The sequence below is a fragment of the Streptomyces sp. NPDC005574 genome (genome assembly GCF_040605435.1).
Lineage (GTDB): Bacteria > Actinomycetota > Actinomycetes > Streptomycetales > Streptomycetaceae > Streptomyces.
The window spans coordinates 29,987-53,553 of record NZ_JBEXCW010000024.1 but is presented as its reverse complement, the minus strand read 5'-3'; the positions used below and the strand labels follow the sequence as shown (position 1 = coordinate 53,553).

Annotated in this window: 25 protein-coding genes, 2 tRNA genes and 1 pseudogene; 18 read left to right on the top strand and 10 right to left on the bottom strand. The window is 66.6% G+C overall.

Features of this window, described 5'->3' with window-relative positions; translation table 11 throughout:
- Positions 1–459: 459 nt before the first annotated feature.
- Positions 460–699, top strand: coding sequence for a hypothetical protein (locus tag ABZT03_RS18130; RefSeq protein ID WP_356040294.1), 240 nt, complete (start codon positions 460–462; stop codon positions 697–699).
- 191 nt (positions 700–890) lie between these two features.
- Positions 891–1,169, top strand: a pseudogene (locus ABZT03_RS18125) (asparagine synthase-related protein); the annotation flags it as partial.
- On the opposite strand, the gene ABZT03_RS18120 reads toward ABZT03_RS18125, so the two are convergent.
- From ABZT03_RS18120 to ABZT03_RS18110, 3 genes are all read right to left on the bottom strand, one after another.
- Positions 1,131–1,274, bottom strand: coding sequence for a hypothetical protein (locus tag ABZT03_RS18120; RefSeq protein WP_356040291.1), 144 nt, complete (start codon positions 1,272–1,274; stop codon positions 1,131–1,133). The pseudogene ABZT03_RS18125 and the gene ABZT03_RS18120 sit on opposite strands and share 39 nt — an antisense overlap.
- Positions 1,275–1,414: 140 nt before the next feature.
- Positions 1,415–1,497, bottom strand: a tRNA-OTHER gene (locus tag ABZT03_RS18115).
- Positions 1,498–1,560: 63 nt separating this feature from the next.
- Positions 1,561–1,785: a cold shock domain-containing protein gene (locus ABZT03_RS18110; protein ID WP_356040289.1), complete on the bottom strand. Its 225-nt coding sequence runs from the start codon at positions 1,783–1,785 to the stop codon at positions 1,561–1,563.
- A 1,167-nt stretch (positions 1,786–2,952) separates the two neighbouring features.
- On the opposite strand from ABZT03_RS18110, the gene ABZT03_RS18105 reads away from it, so the two are divergent.
- Together ABZT03_RS18105 and ABZT03_RS18100 are read left to right on the top strand one after the other, a co-directional pair.
- Positions 2,953–5,010 carry a GNAT family N-acetyltransferase gene (locus ABZT03_RS18105; RefSeq protein WP_356040286.1) on the top strand — a complete coding sequence of 686 codons (2,058 nt, stop codon included), beginning with the start codon at positions 2,953–2,955 and terminating at the stop codon, positions 5,008–5,010.
- Positions 5,007–5,486, top strand: coding sequence for an ASCH domain-containing protein (locus ABZT03_RS18100; protein ID WP_356040283.1), 480 nt, complete (start codon positions 5,007–5,009; stop codon positions 5,484–5,486). Before ABZT03_RS18105 ends, ABZT03_RS18100 begins: the two co-directional genes overlap by 4 nt.
- Before the next feature lie 494 nt (positions 5,487–5,980).
- Here ABZT03_RS18100 and ABZT03_RS18095 read toward each other — a convergent pair whose 3' ends face one another.
- A complete protein-coding gene (locus tag ABZT03_RS18095; RefSeq protein ID WP_356040281.1) occupies positions 5,981–8,527 on the bottom strand; it encodes an AAA family ATPase in 2,547 nt (848 codons plus the stop codon).
- 246 nt (positions 8,528–8,773) lie between these two features.
- Between ABZT03_RS18095 and ABZT03_RS18090 the strand changes: the two genes are divergently transcribed.
- A complete protein-coding gene (locus ABZT03_RS18090) occupies positions 8,774–9,307 on the top strand; it encodes an NUDIX hydrolase (RefSeq protein WP_356040278.1) in 534 nt (177 codons plus the stop codon).
- Here ABZT03_RS18090 and ABZT03_RS18085 read toward each other — a convergent pair.
- Positions 9,285–10,625 (bottom strand): helix-turn-helix transcriptional regulator, encoded by a 1,341-nt coding sequence (locus tag ABZT03_RS18085; RefSeq protein WP_356040275.1) that lies wholly within the window; start codon positions 10,623–10,625, stop codon positions 9,285–9,287. The two genes, ABZT03_RS18090 and ABZT03_RS18085, sit on opposite strands and share 23 nt — an antisense overlap.
- A gap of 114 nt (positions 10,626–10,739) precedes the next feature.
- On the opposite strand from ABZT03_RS18085, the gene ABZT03_RS18080 reads away from it, so the two are divergent.
- From ABZT03_RS18080 to ABZT03_RS18070, 3 genes are all read left to right on the top strand, one after another.
- Positions 10,740–10,982, top strand: coding sequence for a hypothetical protein (locus ABZT03_RS18080; RefSeq protein ID WP_356040273.1), 243 nt, complete (start codon positions 10,740–10,742; stop codon positions 10,980–10,982).
- A 250-nt stretch (positions 10,983–11,232) separates the two neighbouring features.
- Positions 11,233–11,676: a hypothetical protein gene (locus tag ABZT03_RS18075; RefSeq protein WP_356040270.1), complete on the top strand. Its 444-nt coding sequence runs from the start codon at positions 11,233–11,235 to the stop codon at positions 11,674–11,676.
- Between the two features lie 70 nt (positions 11,677–11,746).
- Positions 11,747–12,583 carry a protein kinase gene (locus ABZT03_RS18070; RefSeq protein WP_356040267.1) on the top strand — a complete coding sequence of 279 codons (837 nt, stop codon included), beginning with the start codon at positions 11,747–11,749 and terminating at the stop codon, positions 12,581–12,583.
- Positions 12,584–13,166: 583 nt separating this feature from the next.
- Here ABZT03_RS18070 and ABZT03_RS18065 read toward each other — a convergent pair.
- The 3 genes from ABZT03_RS18065 to ABZT03_RS18055 are packed head-to-tail and all read right to left on the bottom strand — an operon-like array spanning position 13,167 to position 14,426.
- Positions 13,167–13,544 (bottom strand): hypothetical protein, encoded by a 378-nt coding sequence (locus ABZT03_RS18065; protein WP_356040416.1) that lies wholly within the window; start codon positions 13,542–13,544, stop codon positions 13,167–13,169.
- On the bottom strand, positions 13,544–13,972 hold the full coding sequence (locus ABZT03_RS18060; protein ID WP_356040264.1) for an ATP-binding protein: 429 nt from the start codon (positions 13,970–13,972) through the stop codon (positions 13,544–13,546). The genes ABZT03_RS18065 and ABZT03_RS18060 overlap by 1 nt, the downstream gene beginning before the upstream one ends.
- 46 nt (positions 13,973–14,018) lie before the next feature.
- On the bottom strand, positions 14,019–14,426 hold the full coding sequence (locus ABZT03_RS18055; RefSeq protein WP_356040413.1) for an NUDIX hydrolase: 408 nt from the start codon (positions 14,424–14,426) through the stop codon (positions 14,019–14,021).
- A 107-nt stretch (positions 14,427–14,533) separates the two neighbouring features.
- On the opposite strand from ABZT03_RS18055, the gene ABZT03_RS18050 reads away from it, so the two are divergent.
- From ABZT03_RS18050 to ABZT03_RS18005, 10 genes are all read left to right on the top strand, one after another.
- On the top strand, positions 14,534–15,319 hold the full coding sequence (locus tag ABZT03_RS18050; protein ID WP_030929067.1) for a GntR family transcriptional regulator: 786 nt from the start codon (positions 14,534–14,536) through the stop codon (positions 15,317–15,319).
- 166 nt (positions 15,320–15,485) lie between these two features.
- Complete coding sequence (locus ABZT03_RS18045; protein ID WP_356040410.1) at positions 15,486–15,842, top strand: hypothetical protein; 357 nt, start codon at positions 15,486–15,488, stop codon at positions 15,840–15,842.
- Positions 15,842–17,218, top strand: a complete 1,377-nt coding sequence (locus ABZT03_RS18040; protein WP_356040260.1) for an FtsK/SpoIIIE domain-containing protein — start codon at positions 15,842–15,844, stop codon at positions 17,216–17,218. The genes ABZT03_RS18045 and ABZT03_RS18040 overlap by 1 nt, the downstream gene beginning before the upstream one ends.
- Before the next feature lie 87 nt (positions 17,219–17,305).
- The gene (locus ABZT03_RS18035; protein WP_356040257.1) at positions 17,306–17,992 is read left to right on the top strand and encodes a DUF2637 domain-containing protein; all 687 of its coding nucleotides are present in this window, start codon (positions 17,306–17,308) and stop codon (positions 17,990–17,992) included.
- 12 nt (positions 17,993–18,004) lie between these two features.
- Positions 18,005–18,196, top strand: a complete 192-nt coding sequence (locus ABZT03_RS18030; RefSeq protein WP_356040255.1) for a mobile element transfer protein — start codon at positions 18,005–18,007, stop codon at positions 18,194–18,196.
- Positions 18,197–18,211: 15 nt separating this feature from the next.
- Positions 18,212–18,406 (top strand): hypothetical protein, encoded by a 195-nt coding sequence (locus ABZT03_RS18025; RefSeq protein WP_356040252.1) that lies wholly within the window; start codon positions 18,212–18,214, stop codon positions 18,404–18,406.
- A 25-nt stretch (positions 18,407–18,431) separates the two neighbouring features.
- The gene (locus ABZT03_RS18020) at positions 18,432–18,677 is read left to right on the top strand and encodes a SpdD protein (protein ID WP_356040249.1); all 246 of its coding nucleotides are present in this window, start codon (positions 18,432–18,434) and stop codon (positions 18,675–18,677) included.
- Positions 18,678–18,833: 156 nt separating this feature from the next.
- Positions 18,834–20,129, top strand: a complete 1,296-nt coding sequence (locus ABZT03_RS18015) for a replication initiator (RefSeq protein ID WP_356040246.1) — start codon at positions 18,834–18,836, stop codon at positions 20,127–20,129.
- A complete protein-coding gene (locus ABZT03_RS18010) occupies positions 20,122–20,304 on the top strand; it encodes a helix-turn-helix domain-containing protein (RefSeq protein WP_031056340.1) in 183 nt (60 codons plus the stop codon). The genes ABZT03_RS18015 and ABZT03_RS18010 overlap by 8 nt, the downstream gene beginning before the upstream one ends.
- The gene (locus tag ABZT03_RS18005; RefSeq protein WP_356040243.1) at positions 20,304–21,455 is read left to right on the top strand and encodes a site-specific integrase; all 1,152 of its coding nucleotides are present in this window, start codon (positions 20,304–20,306) and stop codon (positions 21,453–21,455) included. The genes ABZT03_RS18010 and ABZT03_RS18005 overlap by 1 nt, the downstream gene beginning before the upstream one ends.
- 68 nt (positions 21,456–21,523) lie before the next feature.
- Here ABZT03_RS18005 and ABZT03_RS18000 read toward each other — a convergent pair.
- Together ABZT03_RS18000 and ABZT03_RS17995 are read right to left on the bottom strand one after the other, a co-directional pair.
- Positions 21,524–21,599: transfer RNA gene (locus ABZT03_RS18000), tRNA-Arg, on the bottom strand.
- Between the two features lie 51 nt (positions 21,600–21,650).
- Positions 21,651–23,420 carry a helix-turn-helix domain-containing protein gene (locus ABZT03_RS17995; RefSeq protein WP_356040240.1) on the bottom strand — a complete coding sequence of 590 codons (1,770 nt, stop codon included), beginning with the start codon at positions 23,418–23,420 and terminating at the stop codon, positions 21,651–21,653.
- Positions 23,421–23,567: the final 147 nt, after the last annotated feature.

Genomic DNA, 23,567 nt, shown 5'->3' with positions numbered 1-23,567 from the left:
CGCCGGGTACGACACGGGTGAGGCGACCGCCGGCCACGCGCGGCTGCGAAGGCCGAAGCGTCCGCCGCAGCCGCGCGTCGCCAGCCCGCTCCCGCTACCAGGCAGCGGAAGTCGAGGTGAGCGCGCCCTCGATACGCAACCGCCCACGTGAACGATCGCAGCAGATGTCTCGACGAACTGCGGAGGGCTTTGGCGCGTCATACCGCAGACAGCCTCGGTTACCTCTTCCACCTTGCTGTGAGCGAACTTGATCAGGCGTCAGCTGGCCGCCTACCTCGTGACGTCTTTCGGGGGCGGTGCGCAGTGCGGGCACAATCCCACCCTGACCAGCATGTCTGTCGCCCCCCGCCGCGGCGCGGATGGGCCCCCGGCTCGAGGACGGCTACAACCCATCCCGCACGGGGTGTTGTTCCGTCACCACGCGAGGCTCCCCTCTGCGTTGACGAGAGGAGCCTGTACGTGTCGCCGTACCAACTAAGTGTTGCGCTCGGACAATGGACCCTCTGGATCGCCTTGGCCCTCGTGGCGGTGTGGGTGGGCACGGGCCGGTGGCGGGACTACCCGCGCCCTGAAGGCAAGAGCGCCGAAGAGGTCGCCTCCGTGGCGCGGTTTCGGTCCCGGCTGGTGAATCGTTCGATCCTTGCCGTCGCCGCACTGTGGATTCTGACGAACGTCGTCATCGCGGTCTGGGCCCCGTGAAGCAGCGACCTCCCGCGTCCGAGAGCCTCGCGCAGTCCGCATCCGTAGCCGTGTGACCTGCTCAGACGTTGTTCCGGTCCGCATGAAGGGCCTAGCTGGTCCAGAGGTGACCCCGGGGGCACGACAACGGACACGACGGAGTCAGGCGGAGGAGCACCGCAACACGGGCCCTGGCCCCGGAACGCTGTCTGGTGTGGATCCGGGACCGGGCCGAGGAGCGCGTGTGGCGGAACCCTCCCGCACCCCGCCTGTGCCTGAGCGACGGGGCAGCCGGTGTACGCGAGGCGCTCACCGCGGCGTTGGGGGACGGCGCGCCGCTCCGCGGACCTGTGAGCGCCGATCTGTCCGGCGGAATGGATTCGACGTCCCTGTGCGTCCTGGCCGCCCGCCTCACACCGGAACTGCTGACCCTGCGCTGGGCCGAGGCCGACTCAGCCAATGACGACGCCGACTTCGCGGGCCTGGCGATCAAGGCTCAGGACCGTGCCGAACACCTGGTGGTCACGCAGCGCGACCTCTACCAGCACATGACCAGCGACCGCGACCGGGCCATCGCCGATCGGGCGCGGGGCCATGATCCGCGAGGGTGGGGGAGAGGCCACCAGCTAGGGGATGTGGACTCCGCGTGGACTCTAGTGGCATGCGTGTGGCACGGACTCGAACAAGACGAAGGGCCAGCCTCGGAGGAAACCCTCCTGAGCTGGCCCTTTTGCTGTGCCCCCGGCAGGATTCGAACCTGCGACACCCGCTTTAGGAGTTCGATCCGGGCCTGCTGAGGCGGCTGTTGTCGACGGGTGCGACGGCTGGACAGGGGTGCTGGCGTATGCGCCCGTCCGGCGTTGTTGATGTCAGCTGTGGATGTCAGGCGGGCCGGGGCGCAATGCTCACCGCGCGGTAGTCGTATCCGTCCTGTTTGAAGCCGGGAGCCTCCCACCTGAGGTCCACCTGTTGTCCGGGCGACAGGGTACGGAAGCCGGGCGCCTGGATGTCGGCGTAGTGGCCGAAGCAACCCCCGGGAGTCTCGGGGGAGTCGAGCACGCCCCACCCTTCCTCATCGTTCCACTCGCGGACAGTCGCAGTCACCATGGGCGGAACCCTACGGGCTTCGGCTGTCGGCGCACTTGGTGTCTCACCTTGGGAAGCTGCGAGCATTTGCGGGCAGGCTGGGCGCTGACCTGGACGAACGGCTGTGATGCGGCTTCGTCGGGCCCGGTTGCTTTCACCGTGGTTCCCCGCTGTTCCCCGCTGGATCTGGTGCGCTTGTGGTGCGATCGTGGGGTACGCCACGGCCGGAACCTTCTGGTCTGCTCTAGCCGGATCGGTCAGCGACGACCATAACGGCCCCTGGGCGGAGGGACGCTACCGTGCGGGGGCGGTGGCTGGGATCGCGGTACCTGGCTGCTGTACCCCACGATCCAAACGGGGTGACCATGGAACGGCATGTGCTGGAATCACTGTTGATCGGTGATGACGAGGCGTCCGTGATAGCTCTGGCCGCCCTCCGCAGCGGCGCCCCCTACTCGGTGGAGGAGCGGGTACAACCAACTGGTGCGCATGCCGGAGTCTTCAGTCGCCGACTTCAGCGCATGCGGATGCGCGGATTCGAACTTCCTGGCCTGGAGCGAGCAGTGCAACTCATCAGGGAATATGGCCGGCCTGTGCGCACAGCGCTGATCGATCCTGCCAATCGGACACGGTTCACCCTGCTCTTCCTTACCGAGGACGGCAGCGCACTCGTGGCCTGTGCTAGCTGGCCACTGCCGTTGGGTGCCAGGAAGCCACCGCTTTAGGAGAGAGGCTGGGTGATCTCGGACCTGAGCTGCGGGCTTTGCCGGCTGAGCAAGCGGACGGCTACTTGACCGCAGGTCACCGATTTTGACCATGCCTGACCCCTGTATCTGGCACGGTTGTGGCACGAGGGTTAGCCGCGATGGTGTGGGCCAAGTTGAAGGACCTCATGGTTCGCGCGGGTCGGTCTTTGGAGCGGGCTCAGCTCATCTACCAGCACTCGACGGTGAAGCACCAGCGCAGGCTGGCCCAGGGGACCGATTCCTAGTTGCGGCAGTCGCTGCGTGAGCAAGTTGCCAAGCAGACGGGATCCAAGGAGGCGTAGTGGCGTCTCTGACAGTCTCCGGAGGACCGTGCGCCCCTTGTGCCCCCTTGAGGGACGGCTGTGAATGAGATCAGCTTCTCCTGCATGCAATGACATGGGAGTTGTAGTCGGCGGTGTCCGGCCCATCTGGAGGGGGAGCGATGGCGATCAAGTTGGTGTCCGTTTCGCCCGTGCAGGACGAGCTAATCGGCAAGGCCATAGCCCAAGGTGATCGCTACACGAGGACGCTAGGGCTTCTCACACCTCCTGCTTACCGGAAGGCAGCGGAAGACGGTGGCCTTCTGGCCGCGGTCGAAGCGGATGAGGTGCTCGGCTACGCGCTGTTCGGACTGCCGAAGAGGAGCGCGCGTATTCGGCTCGCACACCTGTGTGTGGCGGAGGAACAGCGCGGCCGGGGAATCGCCCGTCGGCTGGTGGAGGGCATTGCAGAGCGGTACCCAGAGCGACTCGGGATCAAGGCCAAGTGCCGACGGGACTACAACCTGAGCGGGATGTGGAGGAGCCTCGGCTTCGTTCCGGATGGCGAGGTGCGAGGGCGGGGCCGTGACGGCGAGATCTTGGACGGATGGTGGTTGGATCTCGGCCATCCGGACCTGTTCGCAGAGATGGAGAGCGACGCGCTCTTGGTGGTCACGGTCGACCACCGCGTGTTCGCCGATCTGCGAGGACTCGCTGACATGGCCGACGCGGACGAGTCCCGCGCACTGGAAGCTGGCTGGATGGCGGATCTCGTCGAGCTCGCCTACACACCTCAGTTGGTCCACGAGATCCGGGATCTCCCGGACACGGCAGAACGTCAGCACCAGAGGGTGGCGCTGACCGGCCTGCGCAAGCTCTCCCCGGACTTAGCGGCGGTGGATGAGCGAAGCCGTGAACTGCTCCGAGCCGCTACGCAGGCCATGCCCGACCTGACTGTCGACGCTGGGCTTCAGTTCCGCCTGCGGTATGTGGCCGAGACGTCGTGCGCGGGTCTGCAAGTCCTGGCGACCCGTGATCCACTGCTGTCCCGTCTGGCTGACGTGGCCTGGGAGGTCGCCCGCGTCCGGGTCGTCTCACCTTCTACCGTGACGTTGCACGTGGACGAGTTGCGGCAGGCCCAGGTGTACCGTCCGGCCGATTTGATGGGCACGGAATTCCGGTCCGGAGAGGTGGCACCAGGTGTGGAGGATGAACTCGTCGCCTTCTTCCACCAATCGGGTGGCGACGACGGAGCGGCCTTCGCCGAGCGGCTGAGGTCGCTGAACGAGGGCGGGGTCGCCTGGCGCCGCGAGCTGCTCCGGGATGGTCAGGGGCGCCCGGTCGCCCTCTACGCATGGGCACTGGATGGACGAACCCTGGTTGTCCCCGTCCTCCGCACAGCCGGCCACCCACTGGAACAGACTCTGGCCCGGCAGCTTCTCTTCCTCATCAAGCGGCTCGGCCGGGACTGCGGTGCAGAGATCATCCGCATCATCGATCCGTATCCCTCCGAGTCCGCCAGGTCCGCGGCAGGCGACGACGGGTTCTTCGAGCATGACGGCAGGCTCGTCGCCCTCCTCGTGAATGTATGCGGGAGGGCAGCCGAAGTGGAGGCTGTGGCCGGCGGGCTCGCCCGCGAGCTGACTGTCGACACGACCGAGCTCCGCGCTGGCATGCCCGCCGAGCTGGCTGCCGTGGTGGAGCGCGCGTGGTGGCCGGCGAAGGTCATCGACTCGAAGCTGCCGTCCTTCCTGGTGCCCATCAAGCCGCGCTGGTCGACCGAGCTGTTCAACGTGCCCGCCATGCTCATTCCACGCAGTGACGTCCTGGGCATCAGCAGAGAGCACGTCTACTACCGCTCCTCGGGCCGCCGCGGAGAGAGTGTTCCGGCTCGCCTGCTCTGGTACGTCAGCGAGGGCAACTCCCCGGGCGAAGGCCAGATGGTCGTGGGCAGTTCGCGACTCGACGAGGTGCTCATCGACACACCCGATACTCTCTTCTCGAAATTCGAACACCTGGGCGTATATGGTCGAGCTGAGGTTCAAGAAGCCGCCGACGCCTCCGGTCGCGCCATGGCGCTGAGGTTCTCGGACACCGAGATCTTCCCGAAGTCGGTGACGCTGCGGCGATTGACCTCCCTGACGAAGGGGCTGGGACTACCGTTGTCGCTGATCTCCCTGTCAAAGATCAGTAGCGAGCTGTTCCAGGCGGTCTATGAAGAGGGGCACCGAACGACGTGAACGATCCGGAACGCGCGATGCTGCTGTCCGTCCACCCGCGCTTCGCCACCGCGATCCTGGCCGGCAGCAAGACGGTCGAGGTACGCCGCCAGCGCGTCGCTGCGCCGCCCGGAACCCCCGTTCTGCTGTACGCGACCGCGCCCACCATGGCCCTGGTGGGCATGGCGCGCATCGCCTCGGTTCATGTGGGCTCACCCAAGGAGGTCTGGTCGGCGCATCGTGCCCAAACAGGGATCACTCAACGCGAGTACGACGCCTACATGGACGGTGCTACGCAGGCGAGCGGTCTGACCTTGGAGGATCCCCTGCCCTTCGACGAACCGGTGCCTCTCAGTGCACTGCGTGCTGCGGGGACGTTCCATCCGCCGCAGAGCTATCGCTACCTGAGAAGTACTGATCTGCGGCAGGTATCAGAGGCCGGGCCCGCCGTGGGCAGCGCGCTTCGGAAGGTGCTGCCGGACGCGGTTCACGCGTAGCGGGCCGAGGCTCCGAGCGATTGATCGTCGGGTCCCGTGTGGCGCTGGTCAACCGCCGAACACGGCTTGACCTGGTGTGCAAGGCAGCTTGCATCGCTCACCACGGGCCGGTCCGGCCTCCGTCTGTCCCACGAATAAGGCGTGCGCGATGTAGCGTCACGCGTAAACGATCTCCTCCAACTGCTCGACTACCAGTCGCCATTCTCGAGAGACTGCATCGGGGACGTTCAGCATGCTTGATCTGCCGTGCAACACATCGGAAGACCTGCTATACACGTGACGCGCGAGCCTGATTAGGCCGATCGCCTCGTTCTTACGGTCTTCCGACACCATTCCAAGAATGAAGGCCAACCGCTCCGGAATTCTGTTAGTAACTGAAGTGGATGACTCTTGGCACACGACTCGATATGCTTCTAGTGCCACCCTCTCGATTCGCAGTCTGATTTCCAGTACTTCAATACGTGACGCGGACGAAACACCCGGAGTCATTCCGTTCAGCACCCCGCTAGATCTGCGCATGCTTTACGAGCGACTTCGATCTCTGATCTCAATTCGCTCTTCGCGGTGGCCGTCCCATGTACGGCATTGTTCCACATCTTCAAGTAGATTCCGCATTTGAATTTTGCCTCACGTACCGGATGCTTATTTTCGTCAGGTACAACGATTACCTCCTCGGCCTTATCGAAGCGCGCCACTGTATTCTGACACGAATCAAGAAGGGTGAGGTCCTGAACTACGTCGCGCCCGCCAGACAGAGCGTTTCGCACGACAGCTTGGTGAAGGGCAATGTCAACGGCCTGACGCAGAAGGCCGCGAATCATTTGAGTCTCGGTTAGATAGCCATTTACTGACACCTTGGGCGCCAAGGAGCGAATGGCCTCAGCATCGTCAAGTAGCATTCGCCACAACTCATCCGTGGACTCTAGAGAGATCACGCCAGTTTCAAGATCTCGGCTAATCGCCCACGATTGGCAGCCAAGCGAGCGTGCCATCAAGTGTGCCTTAAGCCGCTCATCGTGCGTGAAAACAATAACCCGCCGCCTCGATGCGATTTCAGCAAGGACAGCAGCAAGCCTGTCAACACGAATGTCATCGAAGGCGTGCACAGGGTCATCGAGAACCAAGAATCCAAAAGGCCCTGACTCGATCGTTGCAAGAAGAGGAGCAAGGAGGAAGGCATTTCTTTGCCCTGCGCTAAGCATAGATAGGCTAAGAGGCTGCCCTGCTGGATTGTGAACCTTGACTTCCGCACGCTGGGTAGTCAGCCGGACGTCCTCCAGTACGATCCCAGCATCATCCAAGAGTGCTTTCACTCGTCCGCCGGCCAACGCGGTGAAATCTTGCGCGCGCTTATCGCGCAGATGTCCCGTGAGGTCCTTTAGGCATGCACCGATTGCTTTCCAGAGTTGGTGCTCGTTCGCTACCTCGACGTTCTCGCGCCACGTACTAACGAAGTCCTCAATTGCAGCCCTTCGCTTCAAGCGCCACTGCTTGTCGAACGCGCTTAGGCTCGCAGCCTCCGCGCATGCCCTCCACCAGTCATGTGTTTCCAGTACCGAACGAAGCTCGAATACCATTTTTCGGGCCACGCCAGTGGGTTGGCATCCATAACGATCCAATACGTGGCAGAGTTCGTCAGCGCGACTCTGCGCTCGGTCGAGGAGATCCTGTGATGTGACAATAGGGGTGGCCGACGAACTTAGAACTGAGATCACTTGTCGAAATTCCGTCACAAGCGACCTCTTAAGCTCGCTCAGCGACGACTCCGCCTCAAGATAGAGCGGTTCCAAGTCTGCAAGCTCAGAGACACTCTTTTGAAGTCGCAATGGCCAGTCAGATTGCTCGCTCTCGCAAACCGGGCACTCCGCTCCCGGGAAATCGAGGTCCATCACATGCACGTGAAACCCACGCAGCGAGTTCGCAAGTTTACGCTTCACCGAGTCAGGCGAAGAATCAATACCGCGAAAGGCCTCATCCGTTCTCGTCAAGGCTGCAGACAGTATTTTCGAATGCCTGTCGGTGACTTGAGGGAGAAATCCTCCCGACTCATTCAATTGGTTTTCATTGAGCCATGCGTCAAGATCAGAAATCCACGTGGGCCAACTGACAGCATAAACGGTTGCCCCAGGGTCAAGTTTGCCGTTGACCTCATCGACTTGCGCGATTCTCCTTTTGGCTTCTTTCGCCGCCTCATCGATACACTTCTTGGCCAATTCCGCCTTTTCGCTGAGATCAGTAACGCGATCACTCAGGACGACGAAACATCCACCAAACGCCAGGAGATTTTCAATGTACTCACGCAAGTCCTTACTCTGTTGAACTCGACGCTCAATGTCAGCATAGGCGAATACGGGAGGGTGACCTGCGAGAGCATGACTCCAGGCTGTCTCCCTTAGGTCGATGTTCACCACTTCCCCAGTGTTCAAAGTCCACTGCGCTTTGTGGGAAGTTACCTCCCCGTCGCCCCCAATCAGACACGAAAGTGCAAGCGTTTCGCCCTTTCTGCAGAGAACAACCTCGGCCATCGTCTTCTCGGCGTCTCGCGCTGCATGAATCTTTTCCCACAGTGGTTCCGCCTTCGAGCGGGAAGATTTCTGCTCAGCTGATGTCCACCATTTCGTGGATCCCGCCAGGGCTGTCCTAACCCCATCCGCAATGGTGGACTTACCTGAACCGTTTGGGCCATGAATGATCGTCACACCCGGCGAAGGGTCGACTTTCATTATTACTTGGTTCGTAGCACCCTGATAGCCGACGACCATTACGGAGGTGAGATGCCACGGATTCCCCGATGCCGGGTCCCGCCGACCCTCGGACTTAGATTTCAGCTCGACGGTCAAGTCGCGAAGTTTTTGCCACGCTGCCTTCTTCTCCGGTAGGCGTGCAGCCGAAAGGAACTTGTCGATGTCTGTAGCAAGATCTGCGAAACTCAGAAGTCGCAGGCTGGGAACTTTCTGGCTCGCGCTCGACGCTGCTTTGTCAAGCTTCAAGTCATCCGATGCTGCGAATTCCGTACTCACTACTTCTCCATCGAACGGCATGCTGGCCCTGGGAGACTGAGAATACTGTGAGGCAAAGTGCGACGCTTGGGGTTTTTGTGATCAGAGAGAAAGTCGCACGTACTTTCGATGCCTATGCCGCCATCAAGCCCCGCAAATAGGGCATTTCTCCCCATGGTGCGGGCTGCTCATGAAAACATCTCGTCATGCTGACGTGAAAGGGACGAAGTTGCGTCCGCCATCGGATCGGTCTGAGATCCTGAAGACCGATCGAGAGGGGCCGCAGGTATGGAGTGGAAGACCCACGGTGAGCGACAGATCTACACCAACCCTTGGGTGAATCTGTGTCTGGTCGACGTCCAACAGCCTGACGGGCGCAGGTGGGAGTACCACGTCGTGCGCCTGCGGCACTTGGCCGTGGCCGCCGTGGTCAACGACCGCCAGGAGGTGCTGATGATGTGGCGGCACCGCTTCATCACGGACTCCTGGGCCTGGGAGTTGCCCATGGGCTTGGTCGAGGAGGGGGAGACTCCTGAGGAGGCGGCGGCGCGAGAGGTGCTGGAGGAAACGGGCTGGCGGCCTGGGCCCATCAAGCCTCTGATCTACGCCGAGCCGGCCAACGGGATCACCGACTCTCAGCACCACGTCTTCCGTGCGGACGGGGCGACTTACGAGGGCCCGCCCACGGAGAAGAACGAGTCCGACCGCATCGAGTGGATCCCGCTCAGCGAGATACGCGGAATGATCGACCGCCGCGAGATCGTCAGCAGCGGATCCCTTGTCGGCCTGCTGTACGTGCTCATGGATGAAGCGACCCGGTGACCGGTGGCAGGAGCTCCCGTAGCCGTGCCTCGAAGGCCAGGGCTACGGGCTCCTGCCTGTGCGGGGCCAACTGGTCGTAGAACTCCCTGAGGTGGCCTGACACTCGCTCCGAAGCAACCGCCGATGCGGGCTCCAGAGCTTGGGTGGCCGTGTGGCACGCCTGGTCGAGCTTGCCTTGGTCCAGCTGCGTACGAGCCAACCAGAAGGCGTGGAACGCGCGGCCGCGCTGATTGGTGTGGGCTTCCCTGCGCAAGGCGTCCGCGATCAACGGTTCAGCTTTCGCGGCCTCGCCCAGTCGGCCGTGGGCAATGCCGGTGTCCACGATGAGCTTCGGCTCGTCGAAGTAGGCCACCCACGACGGGTCAGGGTCGTGCGCCTGGATCTGCTCGAACTGGTGGTGCGCTTCCGTGATCGCCCGGTGAGTGGACGTCTGGCTGCCGAGCGTGGCGTGAGCGAATGCCTCCCGCATGGAGAGCATCGACAGGACGCGCGGGGTGGTGTCGGTGGCTGAACGGGCCTGGTCCTGGGCGGCGGTCACGAGTGCGAGGGAGTCCGCGGGCTTGTCCTGATAGGTCGCCTGCAAGCTCATGCAGGCAAGGACGTTGGCCATGAACTGCCGGTCGTCGACGGCCTTGGCGAGTCGCAGTGCCTCGGTGAAGTAGGCGCGAGCCTGGTTGTACTGGCGGGCGTCGAAGTAGGTCCAGCCGGTGAGGCGTGCAAGCTCGGCCGCGATTCCGTACAGGCCGTTCTGAATGGCTGGGGGCCGGTTTTCCTTCAGGAGTCCGACCACATAACGAAGCTGACCGACGATGGCCGGCCTGAGAGCTTCCCCGCCGTGCTGATCGTCCCGTCGCCAGTAGTCCTCAATGGAGGAACGGAAAGCCTCAAGTGTGGCTGCACTGAGGTTGGTTCGTGTGGTCAGCGCAAGAATGCTGTCCACATCGGGGCCCGCTAGAGACGCGGGAGCCTGTTGCTCCGGCTCTGGCACCTGGGGTGCTTCGAGCTCGGTGACGACGAGAGCTTGAGGCGTCTCCCACGGACGCCGGGCGAGACCGAGCATGTGCCCTGGGATGCGCAGGCCGTCCGAGATGCGCTCGACAACGTCCATGTGCAGCAGCTGGCGGCGGCCCGCGATCACTTCGCCGACACGGCTGGGCGTCAGCTCGCATCGCCTCGCGATCATCGACGGGTAGATGCCCGCTCTGGTCTTCACGAGCCGGAAGACTCTGCCGAAGTCCCGTACCCGGCACGCACTGATCATCTCGGGATCGGTGAGCAGCCGGGCAGGCAGCTCCTGCGGCCGGTCGGCGTCGGGCATTGGGCAAGCTCCCACACTGCGAGGGCTACGCAACGTCGCGGATTCTCTACTTCCCGCGATATTACCCAAGTTGGGTAATCAGCCTGACCTTTTGGCAGGGGTACCCGGATCGCGATGCTCGTGGGCATGGCGAGCAATCAGCAGACCAGACCAGTCATCGGTGAACTGGCGAAAGACAGTGACACCGGGCGTATCGGCGTCGTCATGGGTGAGATCGGTGGCCGCGTGCAGATGCGGCCGGTCCGTGGCGGCAAGGAGTGGGATGCCATGCCGGGCAGCGTGGTGGCACCCAGTGCGCGGGAGGAACTGAGCGCACGCCTGGCCGTGCGGAACAACGACAGTCAGGTCCCTCTGTGATGCGCGCCATCGGCCGGTATGCCGGGGTCCTGTTCATCATCTGCATCAGCGGTTCGTGCGGTCTGGTGATCGGCATGGCCCTCGGGACCGGCCAGTAGACCGGCCGCCCCGGACGGGTGCCGACCGCCCGGCTCCCCCGTCCCCGTCCGGGGCCGGCCTCCAAGCCCGCTTCCCGATCGTCTCTGAGCCGAGCTCGCCGATCGGGACGGGTTGTACATGCCTCGCACCACCTCACCTGAGGAGATTGCACATGACGGCAACAGCCAACGATCAGAGGACCGGTCGCGCGGTGGCTGGCGAAGAGCTGTTCGAGAGCGTTGCCCGCTTCGTGGTCATCCACAACGGGCAGTCCCCCGAGCGCGCTGAGCGGATCGCGGATCAGGCGGTCGCGTTCCTCGTCACGGCGGCGACCGCCACCGTGCCCATGGTCCCGTCCGACGACGTCGACCACGGCCTTCACGCGCTCATCCTGCACACGAAGGAATACGCCGGACTGTGCGAGCGGTACGCGGGCCGATTCCTGCACCACAACCCGAAGCCCGGTGGAGGAGGCCGCGACCTGGAGAAGGTCGCTGCCTCGGCTCGCGCCATGAAGGCGGCCGGGTTCGTAGTCCTCGAGGAGCTGTGGACCGTGGACGGCACGAACCTCGCACAGTGCGACTCGGACTGTGGCCGACCGTACGGTCAGGCGTAGCTCACGACAACAGCGACGCGGCCGGCCTCGACTCGTGGTCGGCCGCGCTCGCCCGGAGGGAGAAGAGATCTTGTCCGGCCCAACCCCTGAACTGCCGATCGTGGTGCTCGACGCGCTCATGCCCACGACTCAGCGCATGGTCATCAATCGTCGAGGCTCCTCGGTGTGGGAGGTGGAGAGCCACCGGGGCCACTTCGCGGTAAAGCTCGGCTACCCGATCGAGGCCACGGCCGAGTGGACCGCCCAGCCCTGGACCGCGCTCGCGCCCGCACGCGAGGGCGCTGTCCTGCATCGCCTCGGGCTCGACACCGTTGCGTACGGCGAATGGGAGCGCGGTACATGGAACTTTCAGCCGTGGCACGAAGGGCCGGACCTCTACAGGCTGTGGGAGCCATGTCGTAAGGCGGGCTCGTCCATCAAGCCCCACACCAGCGTGGCGCTGGGATGTGTCGAGGCCCTGGCTGATCTGCACGTGCGGGGCTGGGCTCACGGTGATGTGCAGCCCGCGCACTTCATCGTCGGGCCGGAGCGAACCCACCTCATTGACCTCGCTTTGGCCCAGGGAGGACAGGTACCCACGGGGTACGACTTTCCGTTCCGCGGCTGCCTCGTCCACTACGAAGCACCAGAGATCGCGCGCAGTGTGCTCGACACCGGGGAGGCAGAGCCGACGCCGGAAGCCGACATCTACGCACTCGGGGCCTCGCTGCTCATCTCCGCCACGGGCTGGCGGGCGGTCGAGTACCCGGATGACGCTCCGCGCTCCGTGCAGAGAGAGGCAGTGGCCAACGGGCGACGTCGGCCCGTGAAGGTGCCCGGTGAGCTGGGCGAACTGGTCGAAGCGATGCTCAGCCATTCGCCGGGGGATCGCCCTTCCATCTATGAGGTGGGCAAAGCCCTGATCTGATCCCGAAGCCCCAACTCGTCTCGCGTCACGTACGCGGACGCCAACAACAAAAGACCGGACCACCCTCAGCCTGGACAGCATTCCGGGTGGTCCGGTCGTGGAAGCCCTGATCAGGACCCCGGTGCCGATGGTACCGGGGCGCTCGGCGTGCTCGGATCCGGGTGCGGGCACAACCCCCGTCGGTTGTCGTTGAGTTGGAGAGGAGAGCGGTTGAAGGCCAGTCATTGGACGCACGGTTCTGACCTGTGCCACCGAAAGTCAGCCACGGCGGCGCGTGCGCCGAACGAGCACCCGTCACGTATGTCTCCAGCAACCCCGCACCGGCATCAGCCACGCTTCCCGTTTTCGAAACGGCCGCCATCCGGACGGCGGGGTCGTGCCTGGTCGGGCTCGGCCTGGTCCTGGTGCTCGGGCTGGGCGAGTTGCTTCCTGGCCTGGCTGTCTGCCTTGGCGGTGTTGCGCGCTGAGTGGCCGGGGGCCGGCGCAGCGGTGGCGGAGACAGGGAGCGGCGGCGGCCCCCGGCCGCCAGCGCGCGCGGACCGCCGTAGGCGGGCCGCCTTGAACCAGTAGAGAAAGTTGTAACTCAGTCGGTCGCGTGGGGCTTGTAGTCGTCTACGCAGGCTGGGAGTTCGACGCTCTGGCGGTGGGCGAGTGGCAGGAACAGCACCGGGCGGATCGTCCAAGTGATGCGCGTGTAGGCATGGGTAACCGACACCGTGCAGGGCTCCTCGCGTAACAGAGCCCGTCGCGTCTCGATGCGGCCCTCGTAGAGCCACTCCCACGCTTCGTCGGACGCGTCGGGGTCGAGTGCTGGAGAGATGGTGCGCAAGGCGACCGCTACCCATCTGCTGGCTTGGGGTGCTGAGTATGCGTCGAAGGAACCCCGAAGCGCTGGCTGCGTCCCCTCGGTGACGTCTTCGGTCCAGCACTCGCACCAGAAGCCACGCTGCGGTTTGTCCATCAGCACGCGTGGCCTCCCGGGCGGGGACCCGTGAAGAGTTCCGCGGTGACCGTGTGGCCGCCGTCGCTGTCGTGGACCACCACTCGGTGTGCGATCACGCTGACCATGCCCAGCCCCCGGCCGTGTTCCGCCTCCTGGTCCTGGTGCTCGACCTTCGGGGCCATGCCCGTGCCTCCGTCGTCCGTCACCGACACGGCGACCACCTGCGCTGAGACGGCGACGGCCAGGTGGAAGCTGCCGGACTCCAGTCCGCTGGCGGTGTGGAGGATCGCGTTCGCGCTCAGCTCGCTCACGATCAGTTCGGCGTCTTCGGCTAAAGGGGAGCCGCGCAGGATGTCGCGGGTCCAGCGGCGGGCCCGGCTGACCTCTTCCGGGAAACCTGGGCAAGTGAGCCCCCAGACCCGGGCGGTGCTCGTATACTCGTGCATACAAGTTCCTTCGTGCAGGTAGGCCGCCATGTGCAGCGGGTTCGGGCTAGACGAGTTTCACGCCGTCGTGGGCGCGAATGGCCGGCGGGGTTGCCGCGTCCAAGGCGTCAAGGACGCGGATCGCGTACGCCTCGTCGGACAGTTCGGTGACTTCGTCACGGGTGGCCCAGCGCAGTGCGCGGGTCTCGTCCCCCGTGGTGGGTGTGCCGTCGGCGGCCGTACAGCGGAAGACCAGCGAGACGATCAAGCCGTTCATGTTCTTGTAGATGCCGGTCAGAGTCGCGGGAAGCGCGATCTTGATGCCGGTTTCTTCGAGAACCTCGCGCTGGAGGGCCTCAGGGATGGTTTCCTCGCGTTCGAGGACTCCGCCCGGGGGTTCCCAGTGGCCGTTGTCGCGGCGCTTGATCAAAAGGGCGCGGTCCTGGTCGTCGACGATGACTCCGGCGACGCTCACGGAGTGCGGACGGTCAGTGCTCACGTTCCTCGGCCCTCTCAGCTGGCTAGGCTCTCCACCGTAGCAACAACACTCGCCCACTCGTCTAGATACCTAAAGGAGTACACGTGACGTCTCTTCCGAGCCTTCTCGGTGATCTCGACCCCACGAGTGATCGTGCGGTCTTCCGGCAGATCGCCGACCAGCTGCGCGAGGCCATCGACCGTGGGCGATTCAAAGAGGGCGAAAAGCTGCCCTCCGAGGCGGAGCTAGTCGAGCATTACGGGGTTTCCCGTATGACCGTTCGAAACTCCTTCTCCATCCTTCAGGGCGAGGGCCTGGTGCACGCCGAGCACGGCAAGGGCGTCTTCGTGCGACCACGGCCACCTGTGCGACGGCTCGCCTCCGACCGGTTCGCCCGGCGCCATCGCGAGCAAGGCAAGTCCGCGTTCATCGTCGAGGCCGACGCCGCCGGCAGTCACCCACAGGTCGACAGTCTGGAGGTCAAGGAAGAGAAGGCCAGTCAGGACATCTCGACCCGGCTCGGTTCGGTGCGGCGTGTGCTCGCTCGTCGGCGCCGGTACTTGCTCGACGGGCGGCCGGTCGAATTCGCCACCTCCTACCTGCCGCTCGACATCGCCCGCGGTACGCAGATCGCCGAGCCCAATCCCGGTCCTGGCGGCATCTACGCCCGCCTCGAAGAATTGGGCCACCACCTCGACCACTTCGAGGAAGAGATCCGCGCCCGGATGCCTTCGCCCACCGAGGTCAAGACGCTCCGGCTGGCCTCCGGTGTGCCCGTGATCCACCTGATCCGTACCGCGTATGACACCGAAGGGCGGGCTGTGGAGGTCTGTGACACGGTCATGGCGGCGGACGCCTACGTCCTGTCGTACCAGCTCCCGGCGACGTGAGGGCCTGACCGGCGGTGGTGCGCGGGGCCGTTTCCCGAACTCGTACACCCCAGCAGGCATACTCGTATAGACGAGTGGGCAAGTTGTGTGGCAGGGTGGTCATCGTTCCCGGAGATCGGGTTCGAAGGCTGCATCTTGTATAGACGAGTAGATGGGAAGAAGTATCTTGCGCACCATCCGTGTGGAGACCTCGGCCGCAACGATCCTGCTGACCGAGGCGCCCGAGCCCAAGGTCCGCGACCGGCAGACCGGCGAGATCGCCAAGGACGCCGTCAGCGGCGAGGCACTGATGACGATGGGCGTCGTCTACATCGAGGAGGGGGAGTCGTCCCTGATCAAGGTCACCGTTCCGGAGAGCGGGGTGTCCGACGGGCTCGCGCTCGGTGCCCCCATCTCGCTGCCGGGGCTCATTGCCCGGCCGTGGGAGAGCGTGTTCAACGGGCAGCAGCGGCACGGCATCGCGTTCCGCGCCGCCGCCGTCACTCCGGCCGCGTTCCCGGCCGCCATGGGGGCTACGGCCTGATGACCGACCTGGCAACGCTTCTGGAGGTGGGTGGTCCTGTCGCCGCGCTCGGCGGCGGGGCTGCCTACGCCCGGGCCAACCACCCCGGCCTCTACTGGTCCACGGTCGGCCTGCCGATATCCACGGCCCGCCTTCTCAGCTCGTACAGCTCGGTCATGGAAGCCTGCGGCCTGACCGTCGCTCCGTCCCGACTGCGGGTTCTGGCGGTCAAGGCCACCACCCGACGAGAGGTCCGACCCGTCCCGCCGCGTCGCGGAATCGTCCGCCCCACGTCGACCGGACTGCGGCTTCGGCTGCGGCTCGCCCCGGGCCAGGAACCCGCCGACGTCGCCGCCTCGGCCGAACGGCTGCGGCACGCCTGGGGAGTTCACGCCGTCTACGTCACCACACTCAAGCCCGGTGTCGTCGAACTGCGGCTCGTCGGCTTCGACGTGCTGCGCAAGGTCCGGATGCCGCGCAAGGCGGCGGACGGGTTCCTGAAAGTCCCGGTGGCGCTGCGGGAGGACGCCACTCCCTTCGTGCGTGACTACCGGACCGTGCCTCACGGCCTCACGCTCGGCGCGACGCTGTCGGGCAAGTCGATGTACCTGCGGCACCTCGTCGCCGGACTCGCTCGACAGTCCGTCGCGCTGGTCGGTATCGACTGCAAGCGCGGTGTGGAGCTGGCTCCCTTCGCGTCCCGGCTGTCGGCGCTGGCTACCGACCCCGAGCAGGCTGCCGAACTGCTGCCCGTACTCATCAAGGAAATGGAGGACCGTTACGACCTGATCAAGGCTCGGCAGGGCATCGCGCCGACCACTGCGGACGAGGAGATCACCTCCGACATCTGGGGACTGCCCGAGCACGAACGCCCCGTCCCTATCGTGCTGTTCGTCGACGAAGTGGCGGAACTCTTCCTCGTCGCCACACGCAAGGACGAGGAACGCCGGGACGAGATGGTCACCCAGCTCATCCGCCTCGCCCAGCTCGGCCGCGCCGCCGGCATCTACCTGGAAGTGTGCGGCCAGCGCTTCGGCGCCGAACTCGGCAAGGGCGCCACCATGCTCCGGGCCCAACTCACAGGCCGCGTCTGCCACCGCGTCAACGACGAAGCCTCCGCCAAAATGGCACTCGGCGACATCGCACCCGAAGCGGTCTCCGCCGCCTGCGCCATTGCCCCCGAACGGCCCGGCCTCGCCGTCGCCGGGGACACCTCCGGCGGCTGGTCCCGCATCCGCACCCCGTACCTCTCCCTCGCCGATGCCGCCGAGACCTGCCACGCGTCGGCCCACCTGGTCCCCGACCTGCCCGCGCTCAAGCCCTTCCGGCCCGACGTGCCCGTACGACCGGTTGAGTCCCCGGCCCCGGTCGTGCAGCCCCGACCGGTGACCGACTGAGCCGCATCCTCTCCCACCCCGGCTGGCGTGACTGTCTCGCGCCACGTCCCTACCCCTGCCATGCCTGAACCCGGAAGGAGCCGCAGCATGCGCGCCCAACTGGCCCGTATCGATGCGGTGCTCGTCCAAGCCGTCATCGCCGCCGCCCTGTCCTTCGCCCACCTCCACGACGTCGCATCGGCGGCCGGACAGGACGGATGGAAAGCCTGGGCCTACCCGATCTCGGTCGACCTGCTGCTCGTCGCCGCCTGGCGCCGACTGCGGACCGGAGACGCGAAAGCCTCCGGGTGGTGCTGGTTCGTCATCGCCCTCGCCGCCTCCCTCGGCGCGAACGTCGCCACCGCCGGACTCCTCGACCTGAACGCCGTGCCGGCCTGGCTCCGCATCCTCGTCGCGGGCTGGCCTGCGATCGCCTTCCTCGGCGGAACCCTCCTCGCCCACTCGACACCGACCGCGCACAACGTGACCGAGGAGATCGACGCCAGCGAGGGCCGGGGCGAGCAGGTCAAGTTCCCGCAGGAGCGCGAGGACATCGAGGACCAGGACGACGCGCCCGATCCCGTATCGGAGCTCCCGCCGCCACCGGTCGCTGTGCCGACGCCTGCCCCCGCTCCTCCGCCCGCCGTCTCCGTCCCGGCCGCCCTGGTCGAGCACGCCCGCAAAGTCGCCACCGAGCACCACACCCGCACCGGGACGCCGATCGACACTCCCACCCTCCGCGCCCGGCTCGGCGTCCCCGCACCGATGGCCGACGCCATCGCCGCCCACCTCTGAGAGGAGACCCACGTGAGTGCCAACCGCCGCTTCCGCTCCGTCACCCGCATCGGCCCCGTCCAGGTCGGCACGTCCTACGACGGTCGCGGCCGCGAGAAGCACACCGCCGCCTGCACCGCCCCGCGCTGTGGCTTCTCCTCCGACTACGACAGCCGTGCCGCCGCCGAACTCGCGGCCCGCACTCACCGCTGCCCCGTCCGCTGAAAGGACCCGCACACCGTGACCGTCAGCCTGCCGCTCGTCTTCGTCCTCGGCTTCTTCGCCTGGGGAGCGGTCAAGTTCCTCGGCGTCCGTACCTGGATCGTCGTCCTGGTCGCTCTCTTCGGTTTCTGGCTCTCGCACACCTTCATTGCCCCGGCCATCGAGTCCGGTACGCGCTCCGGCGTGGACGTCATAAATGGCTCACACGACTAGACGAGTAGATAAGGAGAACCCGGCCGTGTTCCTGCCCAAGTACCCCGACACCCCGACACCGCCGCCCGCCCACACCCACACCGTGGCCGACCCCGCAACCGTGCGGCGCCCGGCACCTCAGATCTCCGTCAGCACCGGAGCGGTCGCGACCGTCCTCGTTGGCGGAGTCGTGCTGACCGCGCTCCTGGCTGCCGTCGCCGTCACGGCCATCTCTGTCGCCGTCGCCGCCGTGGTCCTGCGCTCGATGCTCCGCGACCAGCACCGCCGCTGACACACCAGGCCCCCGGGGCGGCCCTGATACCGCCAAGCATCCGCTGCCCCGGGGGCCCTGCCCCTCCTGACCGAAGCCAGAAGGAGAACCACCATCTTCACCCGCGCCACCCCGCCCCCGCTCCACGAACTCGGCGAACTGGCCGCCCTCGGCACGATGCCCGCGCTCCTGCGGCAGCTCTCCGGCCTCGGCGGCTGCACTCACCCGATCCGCCTCGACGGCCACCGCACCGAGTACGACCTGAACACCCGAACCGGCGAGATCGGCAACGCCCTCCACCACCTCGACTCCTCCAGCCTCCCGGCCGGTCACCTCCTGGTCCGCTGCAACAACCGCCGCACGACCCGCTGCGCCGCCTGCGCTGAGGTCTACCGCCGCGACACCTTCCACCTGATCACCTCCGGCCTGCGCGGCGGCAAAGGCGTCCCCGAACGCGTCGCCGCCCACCCCCGCGTCTTCGCCACCTTCACCGCCCCCGGCTTCGGCCCGGTCCACAACCGCCCCACCGGCCCGGCCCGAACCATCCGCCCCTGCCGCTGCGGCACCCTCCACGACCAGGACGACCCCGCCCTCGGCACCCCACTCGACCCGGACACCTACGACTACGAAGCCGCCGTGCTGTGGAACGCACACACCGGACCGCTCTGGCGACGCTTCTCCACCTACCTGCGCCGGGAAGTTGCCAAGCGCGCCGGCCTCACGCAGCGCGCCTTTCGCCAGTACGCCCGGGTGTCCTTCGCCAAGGTCGCCGAGTACCAAAAGCGCGGAGCCGTCCACTTCCACGCCGTCATCCGCATCGACGGCCCCGAAGGCGGCGACACCCCGCCACCCGCCTGGGCAACCGCCGAACTCCTCACCGACGCCATCCGCGCCGCCGCTGCCAACGTCCACGTGGATGGCCCGGTCATCGACGGACGCGCGCACACCTTCGCCTTCGGCCGCCAGCTCGACGTACGCACCATCCGCTCCGCCGACTTCGACGGTGGCCAGGAACTCACTGAACGGGCCGTCGCCGCCTACATCGCCAAGTACGCCACCAAAGGTGCCGAGACTGCCACGGGAGCTCTCGACCGTCCGCTCAAGTTCCTCGCCGAACTCGCCCAGCTCGACATCAGCGACCACGCCCGCCGCCTGATCCGTACCGCCTGGACCCTCGGCGCACGCAAGGAACTCGAAGAACTCCGGCTCCGGGCCTGGGCCCACATGCTCGGCTTCCGCGGCCACTTCTCCACCAAGTCCCGCCGCTACTCCACCACCCTCGGCGCCCTCCGCGACGCCCGAGCCGAATGGCGCCGCGCCCAAGCCGCCTCCGACACCCACACCGGCCCGGACACGACCCTCGTCCTCGCCCACTGGGTCTACGCCGGAACCGGCCTCACCAACGCCGAAACCTGGCTCGCCGAAACCCTCGAACCCGCCCCCGGCACAGAAGGAGAGCCAACTCATGCGTGACGACGAGCTGTTGACCGTGCCCGACGTGATGGCGCGCCTCAAGCTCGGGCGGTCCACGGTCTACGACCTGATCCGCTCCCGTCGCCTGCCCTCGATCACCATCGGTCGGTGCCGCCGCATTCCGGCGCGGGCTGTCCGCGAGTACATCACCAACGAACTGGAGGCGGCGGCCTGATGGCCCAGCAACGCAGGCGGAACCCCAACGGCGCTGGCACCATCACCAAGCGCAAGGACGGCCGCTATCAGTGCGCGGTCTACGTCCTCCAGCCGGACGGTACCCGTGCCCGCAAGTTCGCGTACGGCAAGACCTGGCAGGAGTGCGACACCAAGCGTCGTGAGCTGCTCGCCAAGGTCGACCAGGGCGTGCCCGTGCCCACCCGCTCGGCCAAGCTCTCCGACTGGCTGCCCTACTGGTTGGACAACATCGTCAAGCCTCGTCGGAAGCTCAGCACGTACGACAAGTACGAGGCGCACGTCAGGCTCTACCTCGTGCCCATGCTCGGCTCCAAGCGGCTCGAATCCCTCGGCGTCGCCGACGTCCGGCGCTTCCTGACCCAGCTGGAGAACAGGACCACAGCGGCCACGGCCAAGGAGTCGCACCGGGTGCTGCGTACGGCCCTGTCCGCTGCCTGCCGGGAAGAGCTGATAGCGCGGAACGTTGCGGGCCTTGTCGAGCCGCCTCGGGCCTCGTCGCGTGAGCTGAGTCCCTGGACGCTCGACGAGACCTTGGACTTCCTCGCCGCTTCCCGGAAGGACCCGTTGTACGCGGCCTTCGTGCTCGCTATCGCCATGGGGCTGCGGCGGGGTGAACTCGTCGGTCTGCGCTGGACCGATGTGGACCTGGACAAGCGCGTCCTGTACGTCCGCCAGCAGACGCAGCGGCGGCGCGGGGTCCTCTATGACGACGACACCAAGAACCGCCGCAACCGTGCCCTTCCGCTCCCGGCCATGTGCATTGCTCCGCTCCGCTGGCACCGGATGCGGCAGGTAGCTGCCAAGCAGCGTGCGGGGGAGTCGTGGGATGACGGCGGCTACGTCTTCGCCACCCGGACCGGCCGTCCGATCGAGCCGCGCAACGTGTACCGCTCCTTCACCCGGGTCGCCGAGTCCGCCGGCCTCCGCGTGATCCGGCTGCACGACGCCCGGCACGGGTGCGCCACGCTGCTCACCGCTGCCGGGGTAGCTCCCCGCGTCGTGATGGAGATCCTCGGGCACAGCCAGATCAGCATCACCATGGACGTGTACACGCACGTCGTGCAGGACACCCAGCGCGAGGCCATCAGCCACATGGATCGGCTGCTCAAGAGGCGGCCCGATCGTGAGTGACCGCCCGCGTTGATGTCAAAAGTGGATGTCAAAGGCCCCGGACCATGATCGGTCCGGGGCCTTTTGCCTGGTGCCCCCGGCAGGATTCGAACCTGCGACACCCGCTTTAGGAGAGCGGTGCTCTATCCCCTGAGCTACGAAGGCAGTGATACATGCGTCAGCGTACCGGATCTGTGGGGTGGGGGTGGGAGGGGATCAGGTCGGGGGGACGGGGGTGAAGTGGCCTGCCACTCGGAGGTCCGCCTCGATGCGGGTGACCGTCGTCAGCAGTTCGGGGAGGAGGTTGGCGACGCAGTCCGCCGCCGTGTGGCGGGCCGCGTGGACGGTGATGTTCGCCGCGGCGACCGCCTTGCCCCTGCGGTCGCGGACCGGGACCGCGATGGCGCGCAGGCCCTCCTCCAGTTCTCCGTCGACCAGGGCGTAGCCCTCGGCCGGATCCGCCAGCAGGACCCGGCCCAGTGACGTCGCGTGGGCCGGCAGACGGGTGCCGATCGTGATGTTGACGCTCGTGACGCGGCTCGTGGCCGCCCGGGCCGTGTACTGGACCTCCTCGCCCGACGGGGTCAGGACCGCCAGCGACGCCGACTCGTGGATGCGGGCCGCCAGGTCCTCCAGGTGCGGGGTCGCGATCCGGGGCAGCGAGGTGCGGGAGAGGGGTGGGAAGCCCAGGGACAGGACGGCCGGGGTCAGGTGGAAGGTGCGGTTCTGTCCTTGCCTCACCAGGCCCAGGTGTTCGTACGTGATCAGCGCCCTGCGTGCCGTCGCCCGCGCCAGGCCGGTCGCTCTCGCCACCTCCGTCAGCGTGGGCGTCGCCCTTCCCTCGCCGAACGCGGTCAGTACCGTCAGGCCGCGGGCCAGCGACTCCACGAACTCCCTGCCGAGTGCCTGCTTCGACGCGCCCGTCCAGGTCGCCAGACCCGCGGTCGCCGGCACCGGTGGGGAGGTCGGGGTCGCCGGCGCTGCCGCCAGCTCCGTCTCCATCCGCCGTACCGTCACCCGCAGTCCGGGCAACAGGGTGTCGCGCAGCTCCGGCGCGGTGTGCCGGCTCGTGTGGCTCACCACGCTGGCCACGCAGGCGAGTTGGCCGGTCCGTGGGTCCCGTACCGGCATGGAGACCGCCACCAGGCCCGGCTCGATCAGCTGGTCGTCCAGTGCCCAGCCGTCCCGCCCCGCGCGCACGGCTCGCCGCTCGAACTCCCCGTCCGGCGTGGCGTGTTCGTGTGGTGGTACGGCCGGGAAGTTCTCGTCCTTCGGGTCCGCCGCCCGGCGTTCGTGCCAGCGGTGCCACTGTTCGCCGGTCCACTCGGCGGCGAACAACGGTCCCGGCGCGGTGCGTTCGGCCGGAAGCAGGTCGCCGATGCGGAAGCTCAGGGACATCGCGCGGCGGCGGGTGGCCTGGTGGATGAAGCGGATGCCGTCGCCGTCGGCCACCGCCAGCGACACCGACTCGTCCAGTTCGTCGGCGAGGGCGTCCGCGTGGGCGTCGAGCAGCGCGGGCAGGCCGAGAGCGGCCAGGTAGGCGTTGCCCAGCTCCATCACGCGGGGGGTGAGGATCGCGTCCCGGCCGTCCGGACGGACGTATCCCACGCGCGCGAGTGTGGACGTGATCCGGTCGACGGTGGAGCGGGCGAGGCCGGTGGCCCGCTCCAGCCCGCTCAGGCTCAGCGTCCCGCCCGCCTCGGTCAGCGCCCGCAGAACGGCGATCCCCCGGATCAGGGGTGTCACGGCCTCCGAGGGCACGGTCGTCGACAGCAGGGCGGTCGACGTCACGGCCTCCGATGGCACGGCCTCCGACGGCACGGCCTCCGAGGGCACGGCCTCCGAGGGCACGCCCGTCGACGGTACGGCCTCCCACGGGACGCCCTCTGAGCGCGCGGCCTCCGGCGGTGCGGCCGGAGTCGACGGCGCCGGAGCACCGGTGGTCGCGGCGCTCTCGTCGGAGTCCATCGTGGGGGAGGCGGGCATCGGTTCTCCGGTACGGCGGTCATGGCGGACGGACCCGGCCTACCGTAGCCCCGTAGCCCCGTAGCCCCGTAGCCCCGTAGCCCCGTAGCCCCGTAGCCCCGTAGCCCCGTAGCCCCGTAGCCCCGTAGCCCCGTAGCCCCGTAGCCC

Excerpts from the sequence above, each read along its gene's own strand:
- ABZT03_RS18120 (WP_356040291.1), bottom strand. The coding sequence starts at position 1,274 with ATGGCCCCGCGCCCGATCGGCGATGGCCCGGTCGCGGTCGCTGGTCAT.
- ABZT03_RS18110 (WP_356040289.1), bottom strand. The coding sequence starts at position 1,785 with ATGGTGACTGCGACTGTCCGCGAGTGGAACGATGAGGAAGGGTGGGGC.
- ABZT03_RS18105 (WP_356040286.1), top strand. The coding sequence starts at position 2,953 with ATGGCGATCAAGTTGGTGTCCGTTTCGCCCGTGCAGGACGAGCTAATC.
- ABZT03_RS18095 (WP_356040281.1), bottom strand. The coding sequence starts at position 8,527 with ATGCCGTTCGATGGAGAAGTAGTGAGTACGGAATTCGCAGCATCGGAT.
- ABZT03_RS18090 (WP_356040278.1), top strand. The coding sequence starts at position 8,774 with ATGGAGTGGAAGACCCACGGTGAGCGACAGATCTACACCAACCCTTGG.
- ABZT03_RS18085 (WP_356040275.1), bottom strand. The coding sequence starts at position 10,625 with ATGCCCGACGCCGACCGGCCGCAGGAGCTGCCTGCCCGGCTGCTCACC.
- ABZT03_RS18080 (WP_356040273.1), top strand. The coding sequence starts at position 10,740 with ATGCTCGTGGGCATGGCGAGCAATCAGCAGACCAGACCAGTCATCGGT.
- ABZT03_RS18075 (WP_356040270.1), top strand. The coding sequence starts at position 11,233 with ATGACGGCAACAGCCAACGATCAGAGGACCGGTCGCGCGGTGGCTGGC.
- ABZT03_RS18065 (WP_356040416.1), bottom strand. The coding sequence starts at position 13,544 with ATGGACAAACCGCAGCGTGGCTTCTGGTGCGAGTGCTGGACCGAAGAC.
- ABZT03_RS18060 (WP_356040264.1), bottom strand. The coding sequence starts at position 13,972 with ATGCACGAGTATACGAGCACCGCCCGGGTCTGGGGGCTCACTTGCCCA.
- ABZT03_RS18040 (WP_356040260.1), top strand. The coding sequence starts at position 15,842 with ATGACCGACCTGGCAACGCTTCTGGAGGTGGGTGGTCCTGTCGCCGCG.
- ABZT03_RS18035 (WP_356040257.1), top strand. The coding sequence starts at position 17,306 with ATGCGCGCCCAACTGGCCCGTATCGATGCGGTGCTCGTCCAAGCCGTC.
- ABZT03_RS18015 (WP_356040246.1), top strand. The coding sequence starts at position 18,834 with ATGCCCGCGCTCCTGCGGCAGCTCTCCGGCCTCGGCGGCTGCACTCAC.
- ABZT03_RS18010 (WP_031056340.1), top strand. The coding sequence starts at position 20,122 with ATGCGTGACGACGAGCTGTTGACCGTGCCCGACGTGATGGCGCGCCTC.
- ABZT03_RS18005 (WP_356040243.1), top strand. The coding sequence starts at position 20,304 with ATGGCCCAGCAACGCAGGCGGAACCCCAACGGCGCTGGCACCATCACC.
- ABZT03_RS17995 (WP_356040240.1), bottom strand. The coding sequence starts at position 23,420 with ATGCCCGCCTCCCCCACGATGGACTCCGACGAGAGCGCCGCGACCACC.